Below are 20,614 nucleotides of genomic sequence, written 5' to 3' on the forward strand. Positions count from 1 at the left end.
ACTTTCTAAACGTTCTAAGTAAGCTTTTAATTGAGTTTTAATATTTTGATCTAACATCGATGTCTCCAAATTCTCAACAATTCAAGTCGGCTAAATTCATTCAATGAGGCTATAGTACGCAAAAGCATTAAATAGGTAAAACAGTATGTTTTTATGGGTTTGATCGGTTTTTTGGATTGATGTTGTGGCTGTTGTATTTTTGATCATTGATATCTTTAAAAGTTTGATTAGGATAGATCTTGTTATATAAATGCAATCATTTCATGGCATAACTAAAAAGGTAAGCGAGATGGCGTTACAACGTGGTATCTATCAACATTATAAAGGACAGCTTTATCAGGTGTTTAACGTGGCTCGACATAGTGAAACAGAGGAAGAATTGGTGGTTTATCAATGCTTATATGGTGATTACTCGATGTGGGTACGTCCACTCACCATGTTTACTGAAACTGTTCAGCTTGAAGGGCAAGTTATTCCACGATTTAAGTTGGTACAAGCGACCTAAACCCGATATTTTTTAGTTTGAGCATCATGGAGAGTCAGATATGACCAACACTGTTTTTTTGCAACGTATTGCTGATTTATACGATGAATTTAAACAACATGATGCTCGACAGTCTGATCGTCTAAGGCGTTATCGCAATATTGAAGCAGAGTCAGCTAAATTACTGGCAATGCTAGTACGTACTCAGCAATCAAAACGCATTCTTGAAATTGGAACTTCCACAGGATACTCCACCTTATGGTTGGCAGAAGCAGCCAAAACGGTTCAAGGGAGGGTGCTCACTTTAGAAATCAATGCATTTCGGAGTGCGCAAGCCAAAAAATATGCAGAAGATTTTGAGTTAGATGGGCTTATTGATTTTTGGGTGGGCGATGCTGCCGACTATTTGAAACAAGCAATTGAACCCTTCGATCTTATCCTATTAGATGCTGAACGTGGCAGCTACGTGAGTTATTGGGAGGACTTGAAACGATTATTACAATCCTCTGGTAGTACATTGATTATCGATAATGTTATTTCACATCCGGCAGAAGTTAAACCAATGCTAGATCTCATTAAACAAGATGAACACTATATGAGTAGTATTTTACCTGTGGGAGCAGGTCTATGTATGGTGGTTGTTAAATAGCGAATCTTTGCTCTGATGCTCTAAACGGTAGGCTTGTGGACTACACCCTTGTATTTTATTAAAAGCGCGGGTGAAGTTGGCGGGGTTTGAGTACCCTAATTCATAGGCAATATGCGTAATGGTAAACTTAGAATTTTCTAATAGATCAATGGCTCGTTCGGTACTAATCTTTTGCTTTAGTTGGTGGAATTCGACACCGTACTTTTGCAGATAACGTTGCAATGTTTTGGTCGAAATATTTAAGACTTTGGCACATTCATTTAATGTCGGGATTTGATTCGCTTGACGAAGCATCATACTAACCCATTCGACAATTTCTCCCTGATGATAAATTCTTTGAATTTGCTCCTGACAACGCTGTTCGACCACTTTTAAACTATGGGCATCGGCTAAAGGCAAGGGAAGTGAGAGCTGCTGTTGATCCATCATCACACGAACGCCTGTAATCCAATGATCGTTAAAATGAAAATTAGCTTTGATTAAATGGATATACTGTTCTTTATATTTTGGTTCGGGTACACTGAGATAAACCTGATATCGCTGTAACTGATTTCCAGCTAATTCTAATAAACTGTAATAAAAAGCCACTGCAATCGCTTCGATGTGAAAGGCGAGACACTGTTTATTCATTTGTAATATCGGTTCAAATAATAACTCAACTTTTTGCTGATCGTGTTGAAACTGAATCGTAAGCTTAAAGCTTGGCATAATCAGCCGGAAGTATTGAGCGATCAGGCGTAAAGCATGTTCAAGATCGGGGCTGGTCATCAGGGCGTAACCCACTAGACTATGTGAGCTTAGCTTGATATTTTTGCCTAATTGGAATGCTAGATCTGCGGTATTGGGGAGGTTCAAACCCATTTCAATAAATTGTTCAATCTGTTGAATCGTAAGGAGTTCAGTCGTAGAAAGTTGATCACGTAGTAATGTTAATGAGTTGTTATCATATTGATTTGTTTGGATTAAAATATCAATCAATCGTAGATAGTAACGCGAAGGAATAACTGGAATTTGTTGGTTTTGCACAATTAACAGTCCATGTAGTCTTAAAATGATAATACCAAGTCTTAAAATGATAATAAAGACTCACTTTAAAAGAACACAATTGATGGAAGCAAGAAGAGTAATTGATTGAGGAGTTTCTAATGAATATGCATACTCAACTAGATGTAGCGCATGCAACAACACGGTTCAAAGATAAAAAACGTCATTGGTGGTTATTAGGTTTGGCTGTACCTGCAATTGCCATGAGTGGCTTAGCTGGTTATCAATTTGCCCCTAAAAAAACGAAAAAGTTTTTTGCTTCATTTGGTCCTTTGTTTTTGCATGGTGTCATTCCAAGTTTGGATAAACTGATTGGTGAAGACACTGAAAATCCACCGATTGATGCTATCGCAGATCTGGAAGCTGATCCATATTATGCACGTATTGTTAAACTGTATATTCCCTTGCAATATGCTGTAAATATCTACGGCACATATCTCGCAAGTCGAAATAATACGCCTGTCGCTGATCAAGTTTTATTGGGAACATTAATCGGCATGGTGAATGGTGTCGCGATTAATACTGCACATGAGCTGAGTCATAAAAGTGGCAAGCTAGAACATTATTTATCGCATTTGGCATTGGCACCCTCAGGATATAACCATTTCCGTATAGAACATCCTTATGGTCACCATCGTCGTGTTGCTACCCCAGAAGATCCCGCTTCATCACAATTTGGCGAAACTTTTTGGAAATTTTTACCACGTACTGTCATTGGTAGTTTTAAGTCTGCGATTGAAATCGAAAAGAGCCGTTTAGCTCGTAAAAAATTACCATTTCTATGTAAAGAAAATGAGCTTTTACATGGTTGGGCAATGTCAGCCATTTATCATGCAGCGATGTTTAGCAAATTTGGCGTACGTTCAATACCGTTTCAAGTGACTCAGGCGGCGTATGCAGTAACGCTATTTGAATCAGTGAATTATATCGAACATTATGGTTTGAAACGGGAAAAGCAAGCCAATGGAAAATATGAAAGAACATTGCCTGAGCATAGTTGGAACAATAATAATGTGGTGACCAATTTGTTTTTGTACCAATTACAACGACATTCGGATCATCACGCCAATCCAGCGAGAAGTTTTCAAACCTTACGTCATTTTGAAGATGCACCTCAATTACCCGCGGGCTATGGTGCAATGATTCTCCCTGCATTTGTTCCTGCATGGTGGTCAAAAATTATGGATGATCGAGTCGTGCAGCACTACAACGGTGATTTAGCTAAAATCAACATGCATCCGAGTGCCAAAGAAAAAATGTTTGAGAAATATGCAGAGCAAACGGATGTTGCGTGATTAGGGACTATAGATATCCTCATTTTAGCAACAGAAATCAGCCCAAATCGGGCTGATTTCTTATGAGGAAGCTGAAATAGAGAGTCGTTTAAAATGTAGGTCAAACTCAAGATACTTATGTACAAATGCAGCTTTGTCAGTAGAGCGGAGTAAATTATCGTAAATAAATTTTGGTACAGGATGGTAAAGTTCACCTGAACCATTGTTATAAAATATTTTTAAATAACGTGAAGAAACGTCATATTTCCAAGAAGTTACAATAACAGTTTTTTCCATACATTTGCCCCCATATTTACAGTAGACCCATGTCCATATAAAAAACGCTTTATTCCATTATTTGACAGTACTCTAAGTCTCAGAAGCTGACAATTGATAAATGAACTTTGCTATGAAGATATAAGTATAAGAATTGTAAAAAATTTGCAATTAAATCGAAGCACAGACAAGTGGGAATTTATTGATCTTTTAGTCAAAAAGAAACCACCCAAGAATGGGTGGTTTCGGACTTTTCTGATGAATCTAATGAATTAGATTTTACCAACTAAGTCGATAGATGGTGCTAGTGTTGCTTCACCTTCTTTCCATTTCGCTGGGCAAACTTCACCTGGGTGGCTTGCTACGAATTGAGCAGCTTTAAGTTTACGTAAAGTTTCTGATACATCACGAGCAATTGAGTTGTCATGAATTTCAGCAGTTTTGATTACGCCTTCAGGGTTAATGATGAACGTACCACGAAGTGCTAGACCAGCTTCTTCAATATGAACATCAAAAGCGCGTGTTAATTGATGAGTAGGATCGCCAATTAATGGGAATTGAGCTTTACCAACAGCTGGAGAAGTTTCATGCCATACTTTGTGAGAGAAATGAGTATCAGTCGTTACGATATAAACTTCCGCACCAGCTTTTTTGAATTCTTCATAATTGTCAGCAGCATCTTCAACTTCTGTTGGACAGTTGAATGTAAATGCAGCTGGCATAAAAATAAGAACAGACCATTTACCTTTAAGATCTGCTTCAGTTACTTGAATGAATTCACCGTTACGGAATGCATCAGCTTTAAATGGTTTAACTTCAGTATTAATCAAGCTCATCATTGTCTCCATGATTGCGGTATATCTTTAAACTAGGAAAGTGTTTACGAGATATAGAATAGTTAATTTTTCATTATTGGGGAAATAGTATTTTTACATGATTAGAATCGGAAAAATGAATTGATCGATTTAAATCCACATTTTCACCCAATCTATCCTGATTTGACTTCATGTTGATGACGTCAAGATGACAGGAGATTTTAAAATTAATGCGTTAGACAACATGCAGTCTATATCATTAAAATTCAAGGGTAGAATGGAAAAATTTATAAAAAATGTTTAATTTCTGGATTATAATTTAATTTGTGAGCTTTTTGCTCGAGTAGATAGCGAATTAATACGAACAATGACTGATCATTTAAGAACAAGATTCGAAAACTTAGAACTGAATATGGGTTTGGGAAAAATTAGCGCTTTTATTGCAATGTCCTTAGGTTTGTTAAGTATATTCGGCGCTTTGTGTTTTTTATTTCCCACAGTATTAACGACACCAGAACTTCGCCCATTTTATGTGCAATATTATGATGTCTTTTATTTTAGTTTAATATTGGCGGTTGTTCTGAGTGTCGGTTTTGGCGCATATAGCTCAATCATTCGTCAAAATCGATATGGGTTTTACGGATTATGTTTTGCTTTAGTTGCTGCAGTTCTCGGCTGTGGCTTGATCAAAGCACCGATACTTCCAAGTCTTCCTTTCTATGCTGGGATTGATTATTTCGTTCTGACGCTTGTGATTTTGGCTGTTATTTTTATTCCACTTGAGGGGTTTTTTGCCAAAAATCCTGAGCAAAAAATTCTTAGGGTTGGCTGGGTGACAGATATGAAATATTTCATGTTTAGTCATATTGGTATTCAGTTATTCACCTTTTTAACAGTCATGCCAATCCAATATTGGATCACTCATTTACCAAATAATCCAATTGTGCCCTATGTGCAGGCGCAACCGATTTGGTTACAGTTCATCGAGTTGCTTATTGTTGTGGATTTTGTGGTGTATTGGCTGCATCGAGCGATGCATGAAGTGAATTTCCTTTGGCGTTTTCATGCCATTCATCATTCTACTGAATATATGGATTGGCTGGCATCTTCGCGTTTGCATGCTGTTGAAGTGTTAATGACACGTTTTTTAGCAACTTTACCTATTTTTCTTTTGGGTTTTCATACTTCAGCGGTGTTTGCATATCTGATCTTTATTTCCTTTCACGCCATATTTATTCATTCAAATGTACGTTTTCGCTTTCCTTATTTACGTTGGATTATTGCCACTCCTGAGTTTCATCATTGGCATCATTCTTCTGAAAAGCCTGCAATTGATAAAAATTATGCTGCATTTATCCCTGCGTATGATGTCATTTTTAAAAGCGTGTATATGCCAAATCATTTGGCGAGTGTGTATGGTACGGTAGGCTATAAAATTCCAAATAGTTTTGTGAAGCAGTTTACTTGGCCTTTTAAAAAATACGTAAAACGTTTTCTTCAGCGTTTTGATTCGTCATCTAAATCCTGAAGATATTGATCAATCTGCATCAATTTCCCAACAGGATTGATGCAGTTACTTTGCATAGCAACACTTTAAAGCGTAAAATAGCCGATTATTTTATTTTCAGGAAAGCTGTTCAGTGCAGAGTCATTTAAATGTAGATCAATGGGTTATGGCACGTGACCGTCACCGTTTAAATCGACTGCGCAAAGATAAAAATACCGAAACAGCAGAAATTGAAAAGCTATTTGCACAATCAAATCAAAAAGTTAAACAACGTTTAGCGCGTCTCCCAAAGATCAAACTCAATCAAGACCTACCTGTTACCCAGTACGCTGATCGTTTGATTGAAGCAATTCAAAAACATCAAGTAATCATTGTGGCTGGGGAAACTGGCTCAGGAAAAACCACACAGCTTCCTCAGATCGCAATGCTGGCTGGTCGTGGTTTGACAGGCATGATCGGGCATACTCAACCGCGTCGGTTGGCGGCACGCAGTGTATCGCAGCGTATCGCAGAAGAAGTGGGCGAAAAGTTAGGCGAATCCATCGGCTTTAAAATCCGTTTTAATGAGCAAGGGTCACAAGATTCAATTGTTCGTTTAATGACGGATGGTATTTTGCTTGCTGAACTGACGCACGATCGTTTTTTGTCGAAATATGACACGATTATTATAGATGAAGCACATGAGCGTTCGCTCAATATTGATTTTATCATGGGCTATTTAAAGCAACTGTTGCCGAAACGCCCAGATTTAAAAGTGATCGTGACCTCAGCAACGCTCGATGTAAATCGTTTTAGTCAATATTTTTACAATGCACCTGTTTTTGAAGTTGAAGGGCGTAGTTTCCCCGTTGAACTTCGTTACCGCCCAATTTCTGAACTGAATATTGTCGGCAGTGATGATGACGAGTTTGATGATTTTGAGGAAAATTTACCGCGTGCAGTCGTACAAGCGGTAGAAGAGTGTTTTGCTGATGCGGATAGCAAAGGTCATCCTGAACATGCTGATATTTTAATTTTTGCCAGCACTGAGCAAGAGATTCGAGAATTACAGGAAACCCTGCAAAAATTTGGTCCTCGTCATACTGAAGTGCTTCCTTTATACGCACGTCTAGCGATTGCAGAACAACAAAAGATTTTTAGTCCAAGCGGAAAAGGGCGACGAATTATTATTGCCACTAACGTTGCGGAAACGGCACTTACCGTACCGAATATACGTTATGTAATTGATAGCGGTTTTGCGCGTCTTTCACGTTATAACTATCGTTCGCGGGTACAACGGTTACCGATTGAGGCGATTTCACAAGCTGCGGCCAATCAGCGTAAAGGGCGTTGTGGACGTATTGCAGCAGGTGTCTGTATTCGTCTTTATAGTGAAGATGATTTTCTGAGCCGCCCAGAGTTTACCGAACCAGAAATTAAGCGAACCAATCTTGCGTCTGTGATTTTACAAATGCAAAGTTTGGGATTGGGCGATTTGGAAGATTTCGATTTTATCGAGCCACCTGATTTTCGTTTAGTCAATGATGGGCGTAAGTTGTTGGTTGAGTTGGGCGCTTATAACGAGCACACTCAATCCGCTCATAAGAAGAAAGGTGGGTTAACCAAAATCGGCCAAATGATGGCGCGTATGCCGATTGATCCTCGTTTAGCTCGTATGATTATTGGTGGTGCGCATTTTGGTGTGCTGAAAGAAATTTTGGTGATTGTAAGTGCTTTGGCTGTTCAAGATCCGCGTGAACGTCCTGCCGATAAACAAATGCAGGCGGATCAAAAGCATGCCTTATTTAAAGAAACTGATTCTGACTTTTTATTCTATTTAAAGCTATGGGATACTTTACAAACCAGCCCAGAGACACAATCAGAAAGTAAGCGTCGTCAGTTTGCCCGGAACCATTTTTTAAGTTGGTTGCGTTTACGTGAATGGAAACAAACTTATCAGCAGTTGGTTGAATTGGCTGAAGGTTTGAAACTTAGCTTTAATGAAAAACCAGCCAATTATGAGAATTTACATCGTGCTTTGTTAACAGGTTTACTTTCCTTTATCGCCAACAAAACGGATGAACGAAATACCTTTATGGCGGTGCGCCAACAAAAAGCGAAGGTGTTTCCAGCCAGCACTTTACATAAGAGCAATACCGCTTGGGTGATGGCGTTTGAGATGGTGGAAACGTCTCAAGTCTATTTGAGGACGTTGGCGAAAATTGATCCTGAATGGATTTTATTGGCTGCTGGCGATTTATTGAAACATCATTATTTTGAACCACATTGGTCGAAAAAAGCGGGTATTGTAAATGCCTATGATCAGATTTCATTATTTGGGTTGATTATTGAACCTAAGCGGTTGATCAATTTTGAAAAAGTGGACCAAGCTGCTGCACATGAAATCTTTTTGCGAGATGCGCTAACGACAGGGCATTTGGGGATTACTCCACCATTCCTAAAGCACAACTTATTAAAACTTGAGGAAGTTGAGCGCGTTGAAGACAAATTACGTCGTCGTGATTTGGTGGTTGATGAAGAAACGATTTATCAGTTTTATGCCAATAAAGTTCCGACCGAAATCGCCAGCCGTCGTAGTTTTGAAGATTGGCGAGCAACGGTAGAGCCTGAACATCCGCGTTATTTATTCGTTGATGATGACGCTTTGTGGATGAATGATCGCCCAACTACACAACAGTTTCCTGACTATTTACATAATGGACAATTACGCTTAGCGGCCAGCTATCGTTTTGACCCAAGTCATGATGAAGATGGCGCGACCGTGAAGATTCCAGTGCAAGCTTTAGCGCAGGTTGATGAAAATCAATGGTCATGGGGCATTCCAGGTTGGCGACAAAATTTAATTGAGGCGCTGTTAAAAGCATTGCCAAAAGATAAACGTCGTAACCTTGTGCCTATTCCTGATACAACGAGAAAGTTGATACAAGGCATAGATGCAGTTCATTTACGATCGCATCTATTTAGTTACTTGGCATTTGCTTTACGCGGTGAGCAAATCACTGAAAAAGATTTTTCTTTTGAACGAATTGATCAATACCTTATTCCTTTTATTAAAGTTCTCGATGAAAAAGGTAAATTAATTGCCCAAGGTCGTGATTTGGATGAGTTAAAAGCGCGTTGTCGTGTAGAAACGCATCGCGCTGTAAAGCAACATGAGGGTGAGTTTAAAACTTTTCCTGAGCATTTTGTTTTTGAAGCTTCACAAAAAGTGACGGGTGTATTGGTGAAACAATATCAAGCACTCGTTCCAAGTAAAGCATTTGCTGATTTAGATGCAAAAGATGAATCAGGTGTTGTGATTCAGACTTTTAACGATCAAGAAGAAGCAATTAAACAGCATAGAGAAGGGGTAATTCGCCTCGTTCACATGCAACTTGGTGATTTGATTCGTCAGTTGAAGAAGCAAATTTCTAAACAATTAGCACTGGCTTATTCACCATTAGGTGATAAAGCAAAGTTGGAACAAATGTTGGTTTACGCGACTTTGCAAGTTTCGATTCAAACGCTTCCTATTGATGCTGCTGAGTTTGAAAGCTTATTGGCAAATACCAAAAAGCATTTTTTATCTTTGGGTCAACAGACATTGACTGATTTGACTGAAATATTTACGCAATGGCAGCAAGTTCGCCGTGAATTGCTCGTCCTCGATCAAACTATTTTCACTCGAAGTGTAGATGATATCGAAGATCAACTGGATCTTATGTCCCTCGCAAACTTTGTTTATAGTCGTCCCGCTGATCTTTGGCAGGAATACCCGCGTTATTTAAAAGCTTTGCTATTGCGTTTAGATAGATTGCCCAATAATCTACAAAGAGATCTTGCGGCAATTGATGAAGTCGATCCTTGGATGGACAAGCTATTTAAATTTAAAAATGATCCTAAAATCAAAGAATTGTATTTGATGATGGAGGAGTTGCGAATTTCCTTGTTTTCTCAACCGATGAAAACAAAGATGCCAATTTCACCAAATAGATTACAAAAACTATGGGATCGATTATCAATCGGTTAAACTGAGCAATAATGAAAGCTAGAACCATTCTTTACAGGAGTTTTACATGGGCATTCGTATAACAGGTACAGGGTTATTTCACCCGACCGAATCTATTTCCAATGCAGAATTGGTGGAAAGTTTAAATGCTTATGTAGAACAATATAACCAAGAACATGCTGACAAAATTGCAGCAGGTGAATTAGAGCCATTACGCGGTTCAAGCCCTGAGTTTATTGAAAAAGCATCAGGTATTCAGCGCCGTTATGTGGTTGAGAAGTCTGGTATTCTTGATCCAAAGCGTTTACGTCCTCGTTTACAAGAACGTAGCAATGATGAGCTTTCACTTCAAGCAGAATGGGGTGTGATTGCAGCAAAACAAGCGATGGAAAATGCAGGTGTTACCGCAGAAGACATCGATGTTGTGATTTTAGCTTGTTCAAATATGCAACGTGCTTATCCAGCAGTGGCGATTGAGATCCAATCCGCACTTGGCATTCAAGGTTATGCGTACGATATGAATGTGGCTTGTTCTGCCGCCACGTTTGGTTTAAAGCAAGCCTATGATGCGGTGAAGTGTGGTGCCCGCCGTGTTTTACTGCTCAATGTTGAGATTACATCAGGTCATTTAGACTATCGTACCCGTGATGCACATTTTATTTTTGGTGATGTTGCGACAGCATCGATTATCGAAGAAACTGAAACAAAATCAGGTTATGAAATTTTAGATATTCATTTGTTCACGCAATTCTCAAACAATATTCGTAATAACTTTGGTTTCTTGAACCGTAGTGAAGATGCGGTGGTGGATGATAAATTATTCCGTCAAGATGGGCGTAAGGTCTTTAAAGAAGTTTGCCCACTTGTTGCAAAAATCATTACTGCACAATTAGAAAAACTCGAATTGACAGCTGAGCAGGTTAAGCGTTTCTGGTTACACCAAGCCAATGCCAATATGAATGAACTGATTTTAAAATTAGTTGTGGGTAAAGAGGCTGATTTAGCACGTGCGCCAATTATTTTAGATGAGTTTGCAAATACCTCATCTGCTGGTGTAATCATTGCAATGCATCGTACAGGTGAACAGGTCAATGATGGTGAATACGCCGTGATCTCTTCATTCGGTGCAGGTTATTCAGTGGGTTCGATCATTGTGCAAAAGCATATTGCATAAATTTTTATAAGTTAAAAAAACACCGCATCTGAATATGCGGTGTTTTTTATTAAGAGAATAAATAGTATTTACTTCAACATAATAGCGAGGTCTATCAGTTGTGGGGTGGTGGTGCTACCAATTGTTGAAGCCGCCAGATTTGGTGTACCGTCTACACTAATGGCGAGTCTAGCTCTTGGTGCCATAATCGTTGTATCGCTGTTTAAATCGATGCGATATAAAACGGATGGCCCCGTCATTCCAGACACGGTCGCTAAAGCAAAACCATTGTCTCCACCCGCAATGTCAAAGCCATTATCCATACCTAGATTAATTCCTAATGCGCCAATTGAATTCAGTACACCATCATTTGGTGGACTTTGTTTAACTAAAAGTTGGTTGCCTTGATCTAAGTTAAATAGCTCTGTGCCAATCATTGTGATAGGTGTTTGGAAACTGTTGGTATAGGCTGCTGCACTGACAACTGCATCATCGATACCGTTTAAGTCACCATCAGTAATGGTGTCACCTGTATCAACATTGATGCGTAAACTTTGTCCTGTATTACTAATGACACGTAAACGATCAGCAGCAGGGTTAAAGTCAACAGCAAAGCTTGTACCAAGTAGAGTTGTGAAAGGATTGTCATCGCCCATCGCTGCTTTCAGTGAGGATTGAAGTGTTGCCATACCTGTTTGAGTATTGATGGTATATAGATTTGATTGGTCACTGAGACCATATAACATGCCAGATTTGTCAGTTGTGGTTTTAAATCTAAAATCGATTCCAATAATCTTTTCTGCCACTTTTAAACCGGTAATATTGGTTTGTTTAACTGAATTTGGTGTATTTGCCATAAAATGAATCAACTGGTTGTTGGCACTCAAACCATATGTATGTGCGCCGCTATCGGCAGCACTTGCGAGTGCTAAACCTCGAATACCAGAAGTCTGAAATACATTTGGCAAGTTTTTGCTTTCAACAACGGCAGCATTTTCTGAGCCGACGGCAGCAACATTGAGGTGGTGGAGTTGATATGTGCCTGCTACTTTAAGGGCGGCATAGCCAACGTTATTAATCGGGTCAATATCAAAACCACCGCCGCCTTCAACATCAACACCTGATGCAAGCATCGCTGAATTACCCAATGTGCCAGCATTTGCATTTTGTAGATAGATACGATCAGTGTTTTGGTCAATACTGAATAATCGTGTTGATCCAGTTCCCGCGATTGCGTTGGTATATGCAGCAGCAATAACAGCCACTGATTCAGCACCTAAACTAATATTGCCATCTGTGATCGTCGCCCCCGTATCAACATTAATTCGCAGATTTTGTCCATCATTGCCGATGACTCGCAAGCGATCCGCTGCGGGATTAAAATTTACAGTCATCAGGTCAGGATTACCTGTGATTTTGTCAAATGGTGCATTGCCATCTGTAGTGTCCGCTGGATCAGCAACTAACTTACTTACCCAAGTCGCACGTCCAGTTTGAGGGTTCAGCGTATAGATATTGCCCATAGTACCGACGGCATATAATTTTCCATCTTTTGGACGGTGGTCTATGCCAATCAGTTGTTCACTAGATTGTAGATTTGTGATTTTTAAATTAGAAACCAACATTTCAGGTTGATCACGATTGATTGAACTTATCATCCCATTGCCCGTCAAAATCAGCACATCGCCTGTATTCGTGGGAGAGGGATTGGAATTATTGTTTGAGTCATTATTACAACCCAAAAGGAATAGGCTGCCTAAGACAGCAGTGGTCAATGATAGTATTCTTGTATTCATTTTTTAAATCCTGATTAATATTTTTGTTCATAAAAAGCCTTAAGAAATATTCCTTATTACTTATAAAACTTGGGGCTTTTGTGATTGAGTGACTTGTTTTAAATAAAGATATAGCGCTTTATTTTTGGCTGTTAATTTAAAAAAATTTATTAACTAGAATCAGCATATAAGTGCTGATATTGAAAGTAAATCAATGTTTTTAAGTGATTTTTTTGTAGTTGGGTTTTGAGTTGTAATTATTCACGCGGACTTCACGGCTGATCAGAAATTTTAATTTTTAGGATGTGGTGATTTATGTGTGTTAGGATTTTTAGATATAAAAAATAGAGAGAATCATGGGATTCTCTCTATTACTTGGGAGCGATTATGCTTCTACTGTTTGAACTGCAATTTTTTTAGCAGGATCGGCTTTACGTCGAACAGCAGGAACGGGTTCACCACGATATTGACGATCAGCAAAATAACTAGAACGCACCATTGGTGCAGACCAAATATTTCTAAAACCTAATTTACGTCCATGCTCAGCATAACGCTCGAATTCTTCAGGTGTGACGAAACGATCAATTGGCGCATGCTGTTTAGATGGCTGTAAATACTGACCAATCGTGATGTAATCTACGTCATGTGCTCTAAGATCATCTAAAAGGGCAATCACTTCTTCTTCAGTTTCACCAATACCAACCATCAAACCACATTTCGTTGGAATATCTGGACAATATTCTTTAAACATTTTTAACAGATTTAAAGAATGTTGGTAGTCAGAGCCTGGACGCATGGCTTTATATAAGCGTGGCACTGTTTCAATGTTGTGGTTGAAAACATCAGGCGGGCATTCGGTCATGATGCGAAGCGCAATATCGAGGCGTCCACGGAAGTCTGGAACTAAAATTTCCAACAAGGTGTTTGGGCTAAGCACGCGAGCTTCTTTGATACAGTCAACAAAATGTTGAGCACCGCCATCAAGTAAATCATCACGGTCCACTGAAGTAATCACGGCATATTTTAAGCCGAGATTCGAGATTGTTTCTGCCATGTGGCGTGGTTCGTCTGCATCAAGTGCATTTGGACGACCATGCGCAACGTCACAGAAAGGACAGCGACGTGTACAAATATCGCCCATGATCATAAAGGTTGCTGTACCACCACCAAAACACTCTGGTAGGTTGGGGCAAGCAGCTTCTTCACATACAGTATGCAGTTTTTGCGAGCGCAAGGTTGTTTTGATACGTTGAACCTCTTCTGGTGCAGCCATCTTGACGCGAATCCAGTCTGGTTTACGAGGTACTTCAACCGTAGGAATCACTTTTACAGGAATTCTTGCGACTTTTTCGGCGCCACGAAGTTTTAAGCCCTGTTCAGCTTTACGGTGTTCAGACATATCTTTTCTACAACCTTTAACTTGAGATATCTAGACATTATAGTCAAATTTACGAGTGTATAGGACGAAATAGGTATTCATTTTAAAAATGTGTATATATAAAATATATGGTTGAGAAATACATCAATTCAACGCATATTGGTTATCATGTATATAGGGTCTGTTAATCTTTTACAAATGTTTGCGACAGGAGACATTTTTTAGACGGTACAAGGCATGGTTTGTGAAATTTAGTCATTCTAAATGAGCAAAGCATAACGTAGTAACGGCAAAAAATGTCCCTGTCCCGAAGGGTTATGGCTAAAACTGCCTCAAACTTCGTTGTGAAACTTGACAAGGGGATTGCCATTGTCTGCGTTTCACGCCTTGTTTGTGTGGTTTTAGCCTATAACGCAACGCATGGCTAAAAGGTCAACAAACCCTAATAGTAAACGTTTAACAGTCAAGGAGCTTTGAATGCCACGTAAGAAAGAGGTCGTTGGTGGGAATATTGTAAAATATGATGCAGTCATTCTCGGTTCTGGCCCAGCTGGTGAAGGCGCGGCAATGAAGCTGGCAAAAGCAGGTAAGCGTGTTGCGATTGTTGATGTTCGTGATCAACTCGGCGGTAACTGTGCGCATGTCGGTACGATTCCAAGTAAAGCATTACGTCAAACAGTTTCAAGTATTATTCGTTATCAACGTGACCCAATGTTTCAAAAAGTAGGTGAATGGAAACAATTCACCATGAAACAAGTGCTACGTAATGCGCATAAAGTGATTCAACAACAAGTCGATACGCATACACGTTTTTATGATCGCAATAAAATCGAAACTTTTTATGGTCGTGCGTATATCCATGACAAAAACACAGTCTTGATTTTTAGTCAGGATGGTATTAAAGACACGATTATTTGCAAACAAATCGTGATTGCTACGGGCAGTCGCCCTTATCAACCCCAAGGATTAGATTTTAATCATCCTCGCGTATTTGATTCAGACAAAATTTTAGATTTAGATTATACGATTCAAAAAATTATCATTTATGGTGCAGGCGTTATTGGATGTGAATATGCGTCTATTTTCATTGGATTAGATCATAAAGTCGACCTAATCAATACCCAGCAAAAGCTATTGAGTTATTTGGATGATGAGATTGCTGATGCCTTGTCTTATCATTTGCGTGAACAAGGCGTTTTGATTCGTCATAATGAACAAATTGATCGCTTAGAAACTTTCGATGATCACGTGGTATTACATTTACTTAGTGGTAAGAAAATCAAAGCTGATGCGATCTTGTGGTGTAACGGTCGTTCAGGCAATACCGATGGTTTAGGTTTAGAAAATGTTGGTTTAGTACCCAATAGCCGCGGTCAGTTGATGGTTAATGATCAATATCAAACCGAAGTGGATAATATTTTTGCTGCGGGCGATGTCATTGGTTGGCCATCATTAGCATCTGCTGCCTATGACCAAGGGCGTTGTGCCGGTGCAAATATGGTTGGCGAAAAAAATGTCAAACCAATTAAAGATGTGCCAACTGGAATTTATACCATTCCAGAGATTTCTTCGATTGGAAAAACCGAGCAAGAGCTGACTGAAGAAAAAATCCCATACGAAGTAGGACAGGCTTCTTTCCGTCATTTGGCACGTGCGCAAATCACAGGTGATACGGTCGGCGAATTAAAGATTTTATTCCATCGTGATACTTTGGAAGTATTGGGTATTCACTGCTTTGGTAATAATGCGGCTGAGATTATTCACATTGGGCAGGTGGTGATGCATAGCCCAAACAATACCTTGAAGTATTTTGTAGAAACGACATTTAACTATCCGACAATGGCAGAAGCATATCGTGTTGCTGCCTTGAATGGGATGAATCGTCTATTCTAAGTGTGCAAGACATTGTATGATCTAAATGCCAATCAAATTGATTGGCATTTTGCTATTTTGTATTTGATAAAAAGGTTGCTATGAAAACTCAGAAAAATAATATGTTCATCTTGATCATTATTGCTTTGCTGATCTTTGCTTATGTCGGTTTAGATCTGAAGCAAAAGGCTACACTACTTGGCGAGTCTTCATCTCTTGAACAGCGTACCGTTGATGACCAAGCCAAGATCATGCAAGCCTTTCAACAGCAAAGAAGTAAGCTTCAGGTGCGCTCACAAGGAACAGTGAAAGCGATTTTGTCTGATGATAATGATGGCTCAAGACATCAAAGGATGATTTTAGAGTTGGACAATGGTTTGACGGTTTTGATTGCTCATAATATTGATTTGGCACCCCGAATCGAGGGGCTGCAAAAAGGTGAAATAGTTGAGTTTTATGGGGTGTATGAATATAACAATAAAGGTGGGGTAATCCATTGGACACACCACGACCCAAGAAGAAAACATATTGATGGATGGTTGAAATATAAAGGAAGCATGTATCAGTAACCATCTTCCTTTATAAGTTGTTGTGAAGATATGCGCTAAATCAGCTTGTAAGCGCCAATTTCTGACGAGATTTCCATTTGGGTAGGACTTTAGCTAAATAAGCGTCCATACACCATACAGGGCCAATTAGGAGGAATTGTAAGTCTTTAAAGAAAGATGGTTTTTTGCCTTCCACTTTATGTCCGTAAAATTGACCAATCCAAGCGATAACAAATATGCCGATATAGAAACCGATGCCCACAGGTAAGATAATAATCAGCCATGCCATAACAGCGAGTAAAGCAGCCATTGCAACCGCAAGCACAATATCTAGACGAGCATAGAAAACTAAAGTTAAAACCAGTAATAGCGCGGTTAATAAGGCACTAAAGTGCGCAAGAATACCAATAATCGAAAAAAGAATTGCTGGAACACATACCCAATGGATTTTTTTATTGGTTTGGTTTTGATGACTTTCACTGTATTCGTCGAACCATTCGTCGATTGATTTCACAGCGCTCTCCTTGCGATCTTAGTTATTTTTTAATTATCTCAATATACCGAAGAAAGATGAATGGGTCAAAATATCTGCAGGGTATTTAGCTTTGTTGCAGTGCAAAAAAAATAAAAGCCACACGAGGTGGCTTTTATGGATGGTGTGACTGACTGTAACTTAAGAGTTAGGTCCGTCTACACGTTCGATGCTCACTTTACCAAGACCTGCATTTGTAAGTCCGATTTGCTTTGCTGCACCATAAGATAAATCAAGTACACGGTTACCATGGAAAGGACCACGGTCATTTACCTTTACCACAACACTTTTACCGTTATCACGATTGGTTACACGGATATAGCAATTTAGTGGAAGGCTACGGTGAGCAGCGGTCATTGCATTCATATCGAATGTTTCACCACTTGCTGTTTTACGGCCATGAAATTGACGACCATACCAAGATGCAACGCCAGTTTGGCTAAACTTACGAACTGTGTTCGAAGCTACTGCATTTAGCTTTTCAATCACTGAAGGCTCTTCTTCAGGAATGTCAATTTTTGCTGCAATCGTTTGGCGACGTACTTGGTCACCCGAACGCTCAGTGATTGAAAGACTATTTACGTTAGAAAGACGCGAATTAAAATTTTGAGAATCTTTACTTAGAACACGAGCGGCTAAGTTAGATCCGTCCACATCACTATTCAATGATGAAGATTGTACCATTTCTGCATGTAACGGGCTTAAACTTAAGCCGGCTGTCAGCGCTAGAATATATTTTAGCGAAAACTGCATTGTATAAACTCCTAGAGAACATGCTTTTCTACTTCAATCAAACAGTCTGAAATATAGTGCACATGTCTAATTATTCACTTTTGCAATTTGCAATTTGGGGGCAGTTGTAACCACTTAAAGAGTTTGAACAGCCCGAACACTTGGGATGGATAATATTCATCGGCTATGAAGTGTGTCTAGTCATTAAAGATAAATAGCAAAAAAAAGAACAAAAACACACAGTTTTTGATTAAAAAATGAACAATATTGTAACTAAATATTAAAACAGCTTAAAAACTATACTTTTTTAATAATAAAATTATTGACTTTTTAGTGTTGCTAAAAAAGCTAGTCTATCGACTAGCTACTTCAGTGCCTAATAACCATACAGCAGTCGCATACATGCGGCTTCTGTTGTAGGTGGTAATGACTTGGAAATTTGGATAAGTTATATAATAGATAGGACCAGAACGATCTTGTAATTGAATGACATTTACAAGGTCTAAATCATCAATTTTGACCAAAGGGTTAACAGGTGATATACCCAATCGCTTGAGTTCACCGTAAGGTCTAGGTAAGGTCAAATCCTTCGCAATCACGCTTTCTGGATCATTTCCTAAATAGCGAGCAGGGAAGCCAATTGGTCGATCTCGTTCCCAACCATGTTTAGCTAAATAGTTCGCAATTGATCCAATTGCATCAACAGCCGAATTTCTAAGATCAATATGACCATTACCATCGTAATCTACACCGAGTTTTTGAATATTACTCGGCATGAACTGTGGATAGCCAATTGCACCTGCATAAGAACCAACAATACTATTGGTTGGATAGCCTTCTTTATATGTCCATGCGATCAGCGCAGCCAATTCATCACTAAAGTAATCAGCACGACGAGGATAACCAAATGCAAGCGTTGCTAAAGCATCACGGGTGACAAAAGAGCCTTTATTTGCGCCGTATCCTGTTTCTACCCCTAGAACCCCTAGAATAACGGCTTTAGGTACACCAAATTGCTGTTCTGCACGATTCAGTACATCCTCGTATTGATTTTTAAAACGGATGCCACGCTGAATCGTTCCTTCAGCTAAAAACATTGAACGATAATCGTACCAAGGTTTACTTTCACCGGGACGCGTCATAATGTTTAGAATGTTAGGAATATTACGCGCACCACTCATGGCAGTATCGATTTGTTCACCGCTCAAATTATAGGTTGTCATCGCTTTTTGTTTAAAAGCCATATAATTTGGATGGGTGTAAAATTCGTTCGCGTATGCCCAATTACAGCTTAAAAATAAACTGGCACTTAAGCTAAGAAATTTAACTGTTTTATTTAAAGTTTTATGCAACATATGTTTATAAAATTCCTCGTTATCGATGCGTATGGATGGACATAACCAGTCCAAAAGTAGACATCAGCGTTATAATCGCAGTTCCGCCATAACTCATGAACGGTAACGGCACACCTACTACGGGTAAAATACCACTGACCATGCCAGCATTTACAAATACATAAACAAAAAATGACAAACCAAATGCGCCAGCGATCAAACGGCCATAATTATGGAAGCTTTGTAACCCAATTTGGAATGTTCTAAAAATAATCGCGAAATATAAAAGAATAAGCAGTATCACGCCAATCAAACCAAATTCTTCTGAATATGCGGCAATAATAAAGTCGGTATGACCTTCAGGAAGAAAATGTAGATGAGCTTGCGTGCCTTCTAAGAAGCCTTTTCCAGAGAACCCACCAGAACCAATTGCTGTTTTAGATTGGATAATATTCCAACCTGTACCTAAGGCATCCGCTTCTGGATTTAAAAGCGTCAGTACACGTTGACGTTGGTAGCCATGCAATAAGAATGTCCATGCAATCGGAATGATAATTGCGACAGCACCTGCTGCTGCAGCGATCAGCTTCCAAGATAAACCACTTAAAAAGAGTACAAAGATACCACTTGCAATAACCAGTAATGATGTGCCTAAGTCTGGTTGCTCTGCGATCAGTAAAAAAGGAATAATGATCAGGACTAATGACAGCATGACTTGAGAAAAACTTGGGGGCAGGGCTTTGCGTGACAAGAACCACGCAATCATCATCGGCATGCCGACTTTCATAAATTCGCTGGGTTGCACACTACCAAAACCCGGAATATCAATCCATCGCTGCGCGCCCATACGCACTTCACCAAATACCATGACGGCAATCAGTGACAACACACCAAAAATGTAAAAGTAGGGCGAAAATGCCTGATAGACTTTGGGAGGGATTTGAGCCAAGCTCAACATGACGCCAAAACCGATGCCAAAACTTATTGCTTGTCTCGTGACTAAGCCAACATTCTGAGCGGAAGCACTATATAAAATAGTCAATCCAAGTATGGCATTTAAGATCAAGAACAGACAAAGCCATGGATCAATGTGTAATTGTTGCCAACGAGAAAGCTGCGTGGCTGTACTTAATCCATCGCGGGGTGCTTGACGTAAAAATTTATATTGTGAGCTTGGGGACATGTGATTCTAAATCAGGTAAAGCTAAGCTTCGAGAATGCTAACATAAACGTGAGCAAGACCAAAGCAACGC

At 39.3% G+C, this 20,614-nt stretch carries 17 protein-coding genes; 8 read left to right on the plus strand and 9 right to left on the minus strand.

The window, feature by feature from the left end; all coding sequences use genetic code 11:
• Window positions 1–289 precede the first annotated feature (289 nt).
• Together EAH57_RS05230 and EAH57_RS05235 are read left to right on the plus strand one after the other, a co-directional pair.
• Complete coding sequence (locus tag EAH57_RS05230; RefSeq protein WP_121929141.1) at window positions 290–505, plus strand: DUF1653 domain-containing protein; 216 nt, start codon at window positions 290–292, stop codon at window positions 503–505.
• Between the two features lie 40 nt (window positions 506–545).
• Entirely contained in the window at window positions 546–1,133 is a 588-nt protein-coding gene (locus EAH57_RS05235) for an O-methyltransferase (protein WP_121929142.1), read from the plus strand.
• Here the strand turns inward: EAH57_RS05235 and EAH57_RS05240 are convergent.
• A complete protein-coding gene (locus EAH57_RS05240; RefSeq protein WP_121929143.1) occupies window positions 1,110–2,159 on the minus strand; it encodes a helix-turn-helix domain-containing protein in 1,050 nt (349 codons plus the stop codon). The two genes, EAH57_RS05235 and EAH57_RS05240, sit on opposite strands and share 24 nt — an antisense overlap.
• A gap of 119 nt (window positions 2,160–2,278) precedes the next feature.
• Between EAH57_RS05240 and EAH57_RS05245 the strand changes: the two genes are divergently transcribed.
• Window positions 2,279–3,472 (plus strand): alkane 1-monooxygenase, encoded by a 1,194-nt coding sequence (locus EAH57_RS05245; protein ID WP_121929144.1) that lies wholly within the window; start codon window positions 2,279–2,281, stop codon window positions 3,470–3,472.
• Between the two features lie 60 nt (window positions 3,473–3,532).
• On the opposite strand, the gene EAH57_RS05250 is transcribed toward EAH57_RS05245, so the two are convergent.
• The gene (locus tag EAH57_RS05250; protein ID WP_004670664.1) at window positions 3,533–3,748 is read right to left on the minus strand and encodes a KTSC domain-containing protein; all 216 of its coding nucleotides are present in this window, start codon (window positions 3,746–3,748) and stop codon (window positions 3,533–3,535) included.
• A gap of 251 nt (window positions 3,749–3,999) precedes the next feature.
• A complete protein-coding gene (ahpC, locus tag EAH57_RS05255; protein WP_004670665.1) occupies window positions 4,000–4,563 on the minus strand; it encodes an alkyl hydroperoxide reductase subunit C in 564 nt (187 codons plus the stop codon).
• Window positions 4,564–4,909: 346 nt separating this feature from the next.
• Here ahpC and EAH57_RS05260 point away from each other — a divergent pair, with 346 nt between their 5' ends.
• From EAH57_RS05260 to EAH57_RS05270, 3 genes are all read left to right on the plus strand, one after another.
• Window positions 4,910–6,070 (plus strand): sterol desaturase family protein, encoded by a 1,161-nt coding sequence (locus EAH57_RS05260; protein WP_121929145.1) that lies wholly within the window; start codon window positions 4,910–4,912, stop codon window positions 6,068–6,070.
• A gap of 112 nt (window positions 6,071–6,182) precedes the next feature.
• Entirely contained in the window at window positions 6,183–10,058 is a 3,876-nt protein-coding gene (gene hrpA, locus EAH57_RS05265; RefSeq protein ID WP_121929146.1) for an ATP-dependent RNA helicase HrpA, read from the plus strand.
• Between the two features lie 46 nt (window positions 10,059–10,104).
• A complete protein-coding gene (locus tag EAH57_RS05270) occupies window positions 10,105–11,211 on the plus strand; it encodes a beta-ketoacyl-ACP synthase III (protein WP_121929147.1) in 1,107 nt (368 codons plus the stop codon).
• A gap of 68 nt (window positions 11,212–11,279) precedes the next feature.
• Here the strand turns inward: EAH57_RS05270 and EAH57_RS05275 are convergent, their stop codons facing one another.
• Together EAH57_RS05275 and lipA are read right to left on the minus strand one after the other, a co-directional pair.
• Window positions 11,280–12,986 (minus strand): DUF4394 domain-containing protein, encoded by a 1,707-nt coding sequence (locus EAH57_RS05275; protein ID WP_121929148.1) that lies wholly within the window; start codon window positions 12,984–12,986, stop codon window positions 11,280–11,282.
• Window positions 12,987–13,350: 364 nt separating this feature from the next.
• Window positions 13,351–14,364 (minus strand): lipoyl synthase, encoded by a 1,014-nt coding sequence (lipA, locus tag EAH57_RS05280; protein WP_121929149.1) that lies wholly within the window; start codon window positions 14,362–14,364, stop codon window positions 13,351–13,353.
• Window positions 14,365–14,820: 456 nt separating this feature from the next.
• Between lipA and sthA the strand changes: the two genes are divergently transcribed.
• The gene (gene sthA, locus EAH57_RS05285; protein ID WP_121929150.1) at window positions 14,821–16,236 is read left to right on the plus strand and encodes a Si-specific NAD(P)(+) transhydrogenase; all 1,416 of its coding nucleotides are present in this window, start codon (window positions 14,821–14,823) and stop codon (window positions 16,234–16,236) included.
• Between the two features lie 80 nt (window positions 16,237–16,316).
• Complete coding sequence (locus tag EAH57_RS05290) at window positions 16,317–16,784, plus strand: DUF3465 domain-containing protein (protein WP_121929151.1); 468 nt, start codon at window positions 16,317–16,319, stop codon at window positions 16,782–16,784.
• A 40-nt stretch (window positions 16,785–16,824) separates the two neighbouring features.
• On the opposite strand, the gene EAH57_RS05295 is transcribed toward EAH57_RS05290, so the two are convergent.
• The 4 genes from EAH57_RS05295 to rodA form a co-directional block, all read right to left on the minus strand.
• Window positions 16,825–17,277: a DUF962 domain-containing protein gene (locus EAH57_RS05295; RefSeq protein ID WP_004670673.1), complete on the minus strand. Its 453-nt coding sequence runs from the start codon at window positions 17,275–17,277 to the stop codon at window positions 16,825–16,827.
• A gap of 159 nt (window positions 17,278–17,436) precedes the next feature.
• Window positions 17,437–18,048 carry a septal ring lytic transglycosylase RlpA family protein gene (locus EAH57_RS05300; protein WP_121929152.1) on the minus strand — a complete coding sequence of 204 codons (612 nt, stop codon included), beginning with the start codon at window positions 18,046–18,048 and terminating at the stop codon, window positions 17,437–17,439.
• Between the two features lie 332 nt (window positions 18,049–18,380).
• Window positions 18,381–19,382, minus strand: coding sequence for a lytic murein transglycosylase B (gene mltB, locus EAH57_RS05305; protein ID WP_121929153.1), 1,002 nt, complete (start codon window positions 19,380–19,382; stop codon window positions 18,381–18,383).
• Between the two features lie 19 nt (window positions 19,383–19,401).
• On the minus strand, window positions 19,402–20,544 hold the full coding sequence (gene rodA / locus EAH57_RS05310; protein WP_121929154.1) for a rod shape-determining protein RodA: 1,143 nt from the start codon (window positions 20,542–20,544) through the stop codon (window positions 19,402–19,404).
• Between the last annotated feature and the right edge of the window lie 70 nt (window positions 20,545–20,614).

Origin of the sequence: Acinetobacter sp. 2JN-4, from assembly GCF_003687745.1 — a bacterium.
In the GTDB taxonomy this organism is placed as follows: domain Bacteria; phylum Pseudomonadota; class Gammaproteobacteria; order Pseudomonadales; family Moraxellaceae; genus Acinetobacter; species Acinetobacter halotolerans.

Bases quoted from the DNA above. Each gene is read 5' to 3' on its own strand.
- EAH57_RS05230 (WP_121929141.1), top strand. From the start codon at position 290: ATGGCGTTACAACGTGGTATCTATCAACATTATAAAGGACAGCTTTAT.
- EAH57_RS05235 (WP_121929142.1), top strand. From the start codon at position 546: ATGACCAACACTGTTTTTTTGCAACGTATTGCTGATTTATACGATGAA.
- EAH57_RS05245 (WP_121929144.1), top strand. From the start codon at position 2,279: ATGAATATGCATACTCAACTAGATGTAGCGCATGCAACAACACGGTTC.
- EAH57_RS05250 (WP_004670664.1), bottom strand. From the start codon at position 3,748: ATGGAAAAAACTGTTATTGTAACTTCTTGGAAATATGACGTTTCTTCA.
- ahpC (WP_004670665.1), bottom strand. From the start codon at position 4,563: ATGAGCTTGATTAATACTGAAGTTAAACCATTTAAAGCTGATGCATTC.
- EAH57_RS05260 (WP_121929145.1), top strand. From the start codon at position 4,910: ATGACTGATCATTTAAGAACAAGATTCGAAAACTTAGAACTGAATATG.
- EAH57_RS05270 (WP_121929147.1), top strand. From the start codon at position 10,105: ATGGGCATTCGTATAACAGGTACAGGGTTATTTCACCCGACCGAATCT.
- EAH57_RS05275 (WP_121929148.1), bottom strand. From the start codon at position 12,986: ATGAATACAAGAATACTATCATTGACCACTGCTGTCTTAGGCAGCCTA.
- lipA (WP_121929149.1), bottom strand. From the start codon at position 14,364: ATGTCTGAACACCGTAAAGCTGAACAGGGCTTAAAACTTCGTGGCGCC.
- sthA (WP_121929150.1), top strand. From the start codon at position 14,821: ATGCCACGTAAGAAAGAGGTCGTTGGTGGGAATATTGTAAAATATGAT.
- EAH57_RS05290 (WP_121929151.1), top strand. From the start codon at position 16,317: ATGAAAACTCAGAAAAATAATATGTTCATCTTGATCATTATTGCTTTG.
- EAH57_RS05300 (WP_121929152.1), bottom strand. From the start codon at position 18,048: ATGCAGTTTTCGCTAAAATATATTCTAGCGCTGACAGCCGGCTTAAGT.
- mltB (WP_121929153.1), bottom strand. From the start codon at position 19,382: ATGTTGCATAAAACTTTAAATAAAACAGTTAAATTTCTTAGCTTAAGT.
- rodA (WP_121929154.1), bottom strand. From the start codon at position 20,544: ATGTCCCCAAGCTCACAATATAAATTTTTACGTCAAGCACCCCGCGAT.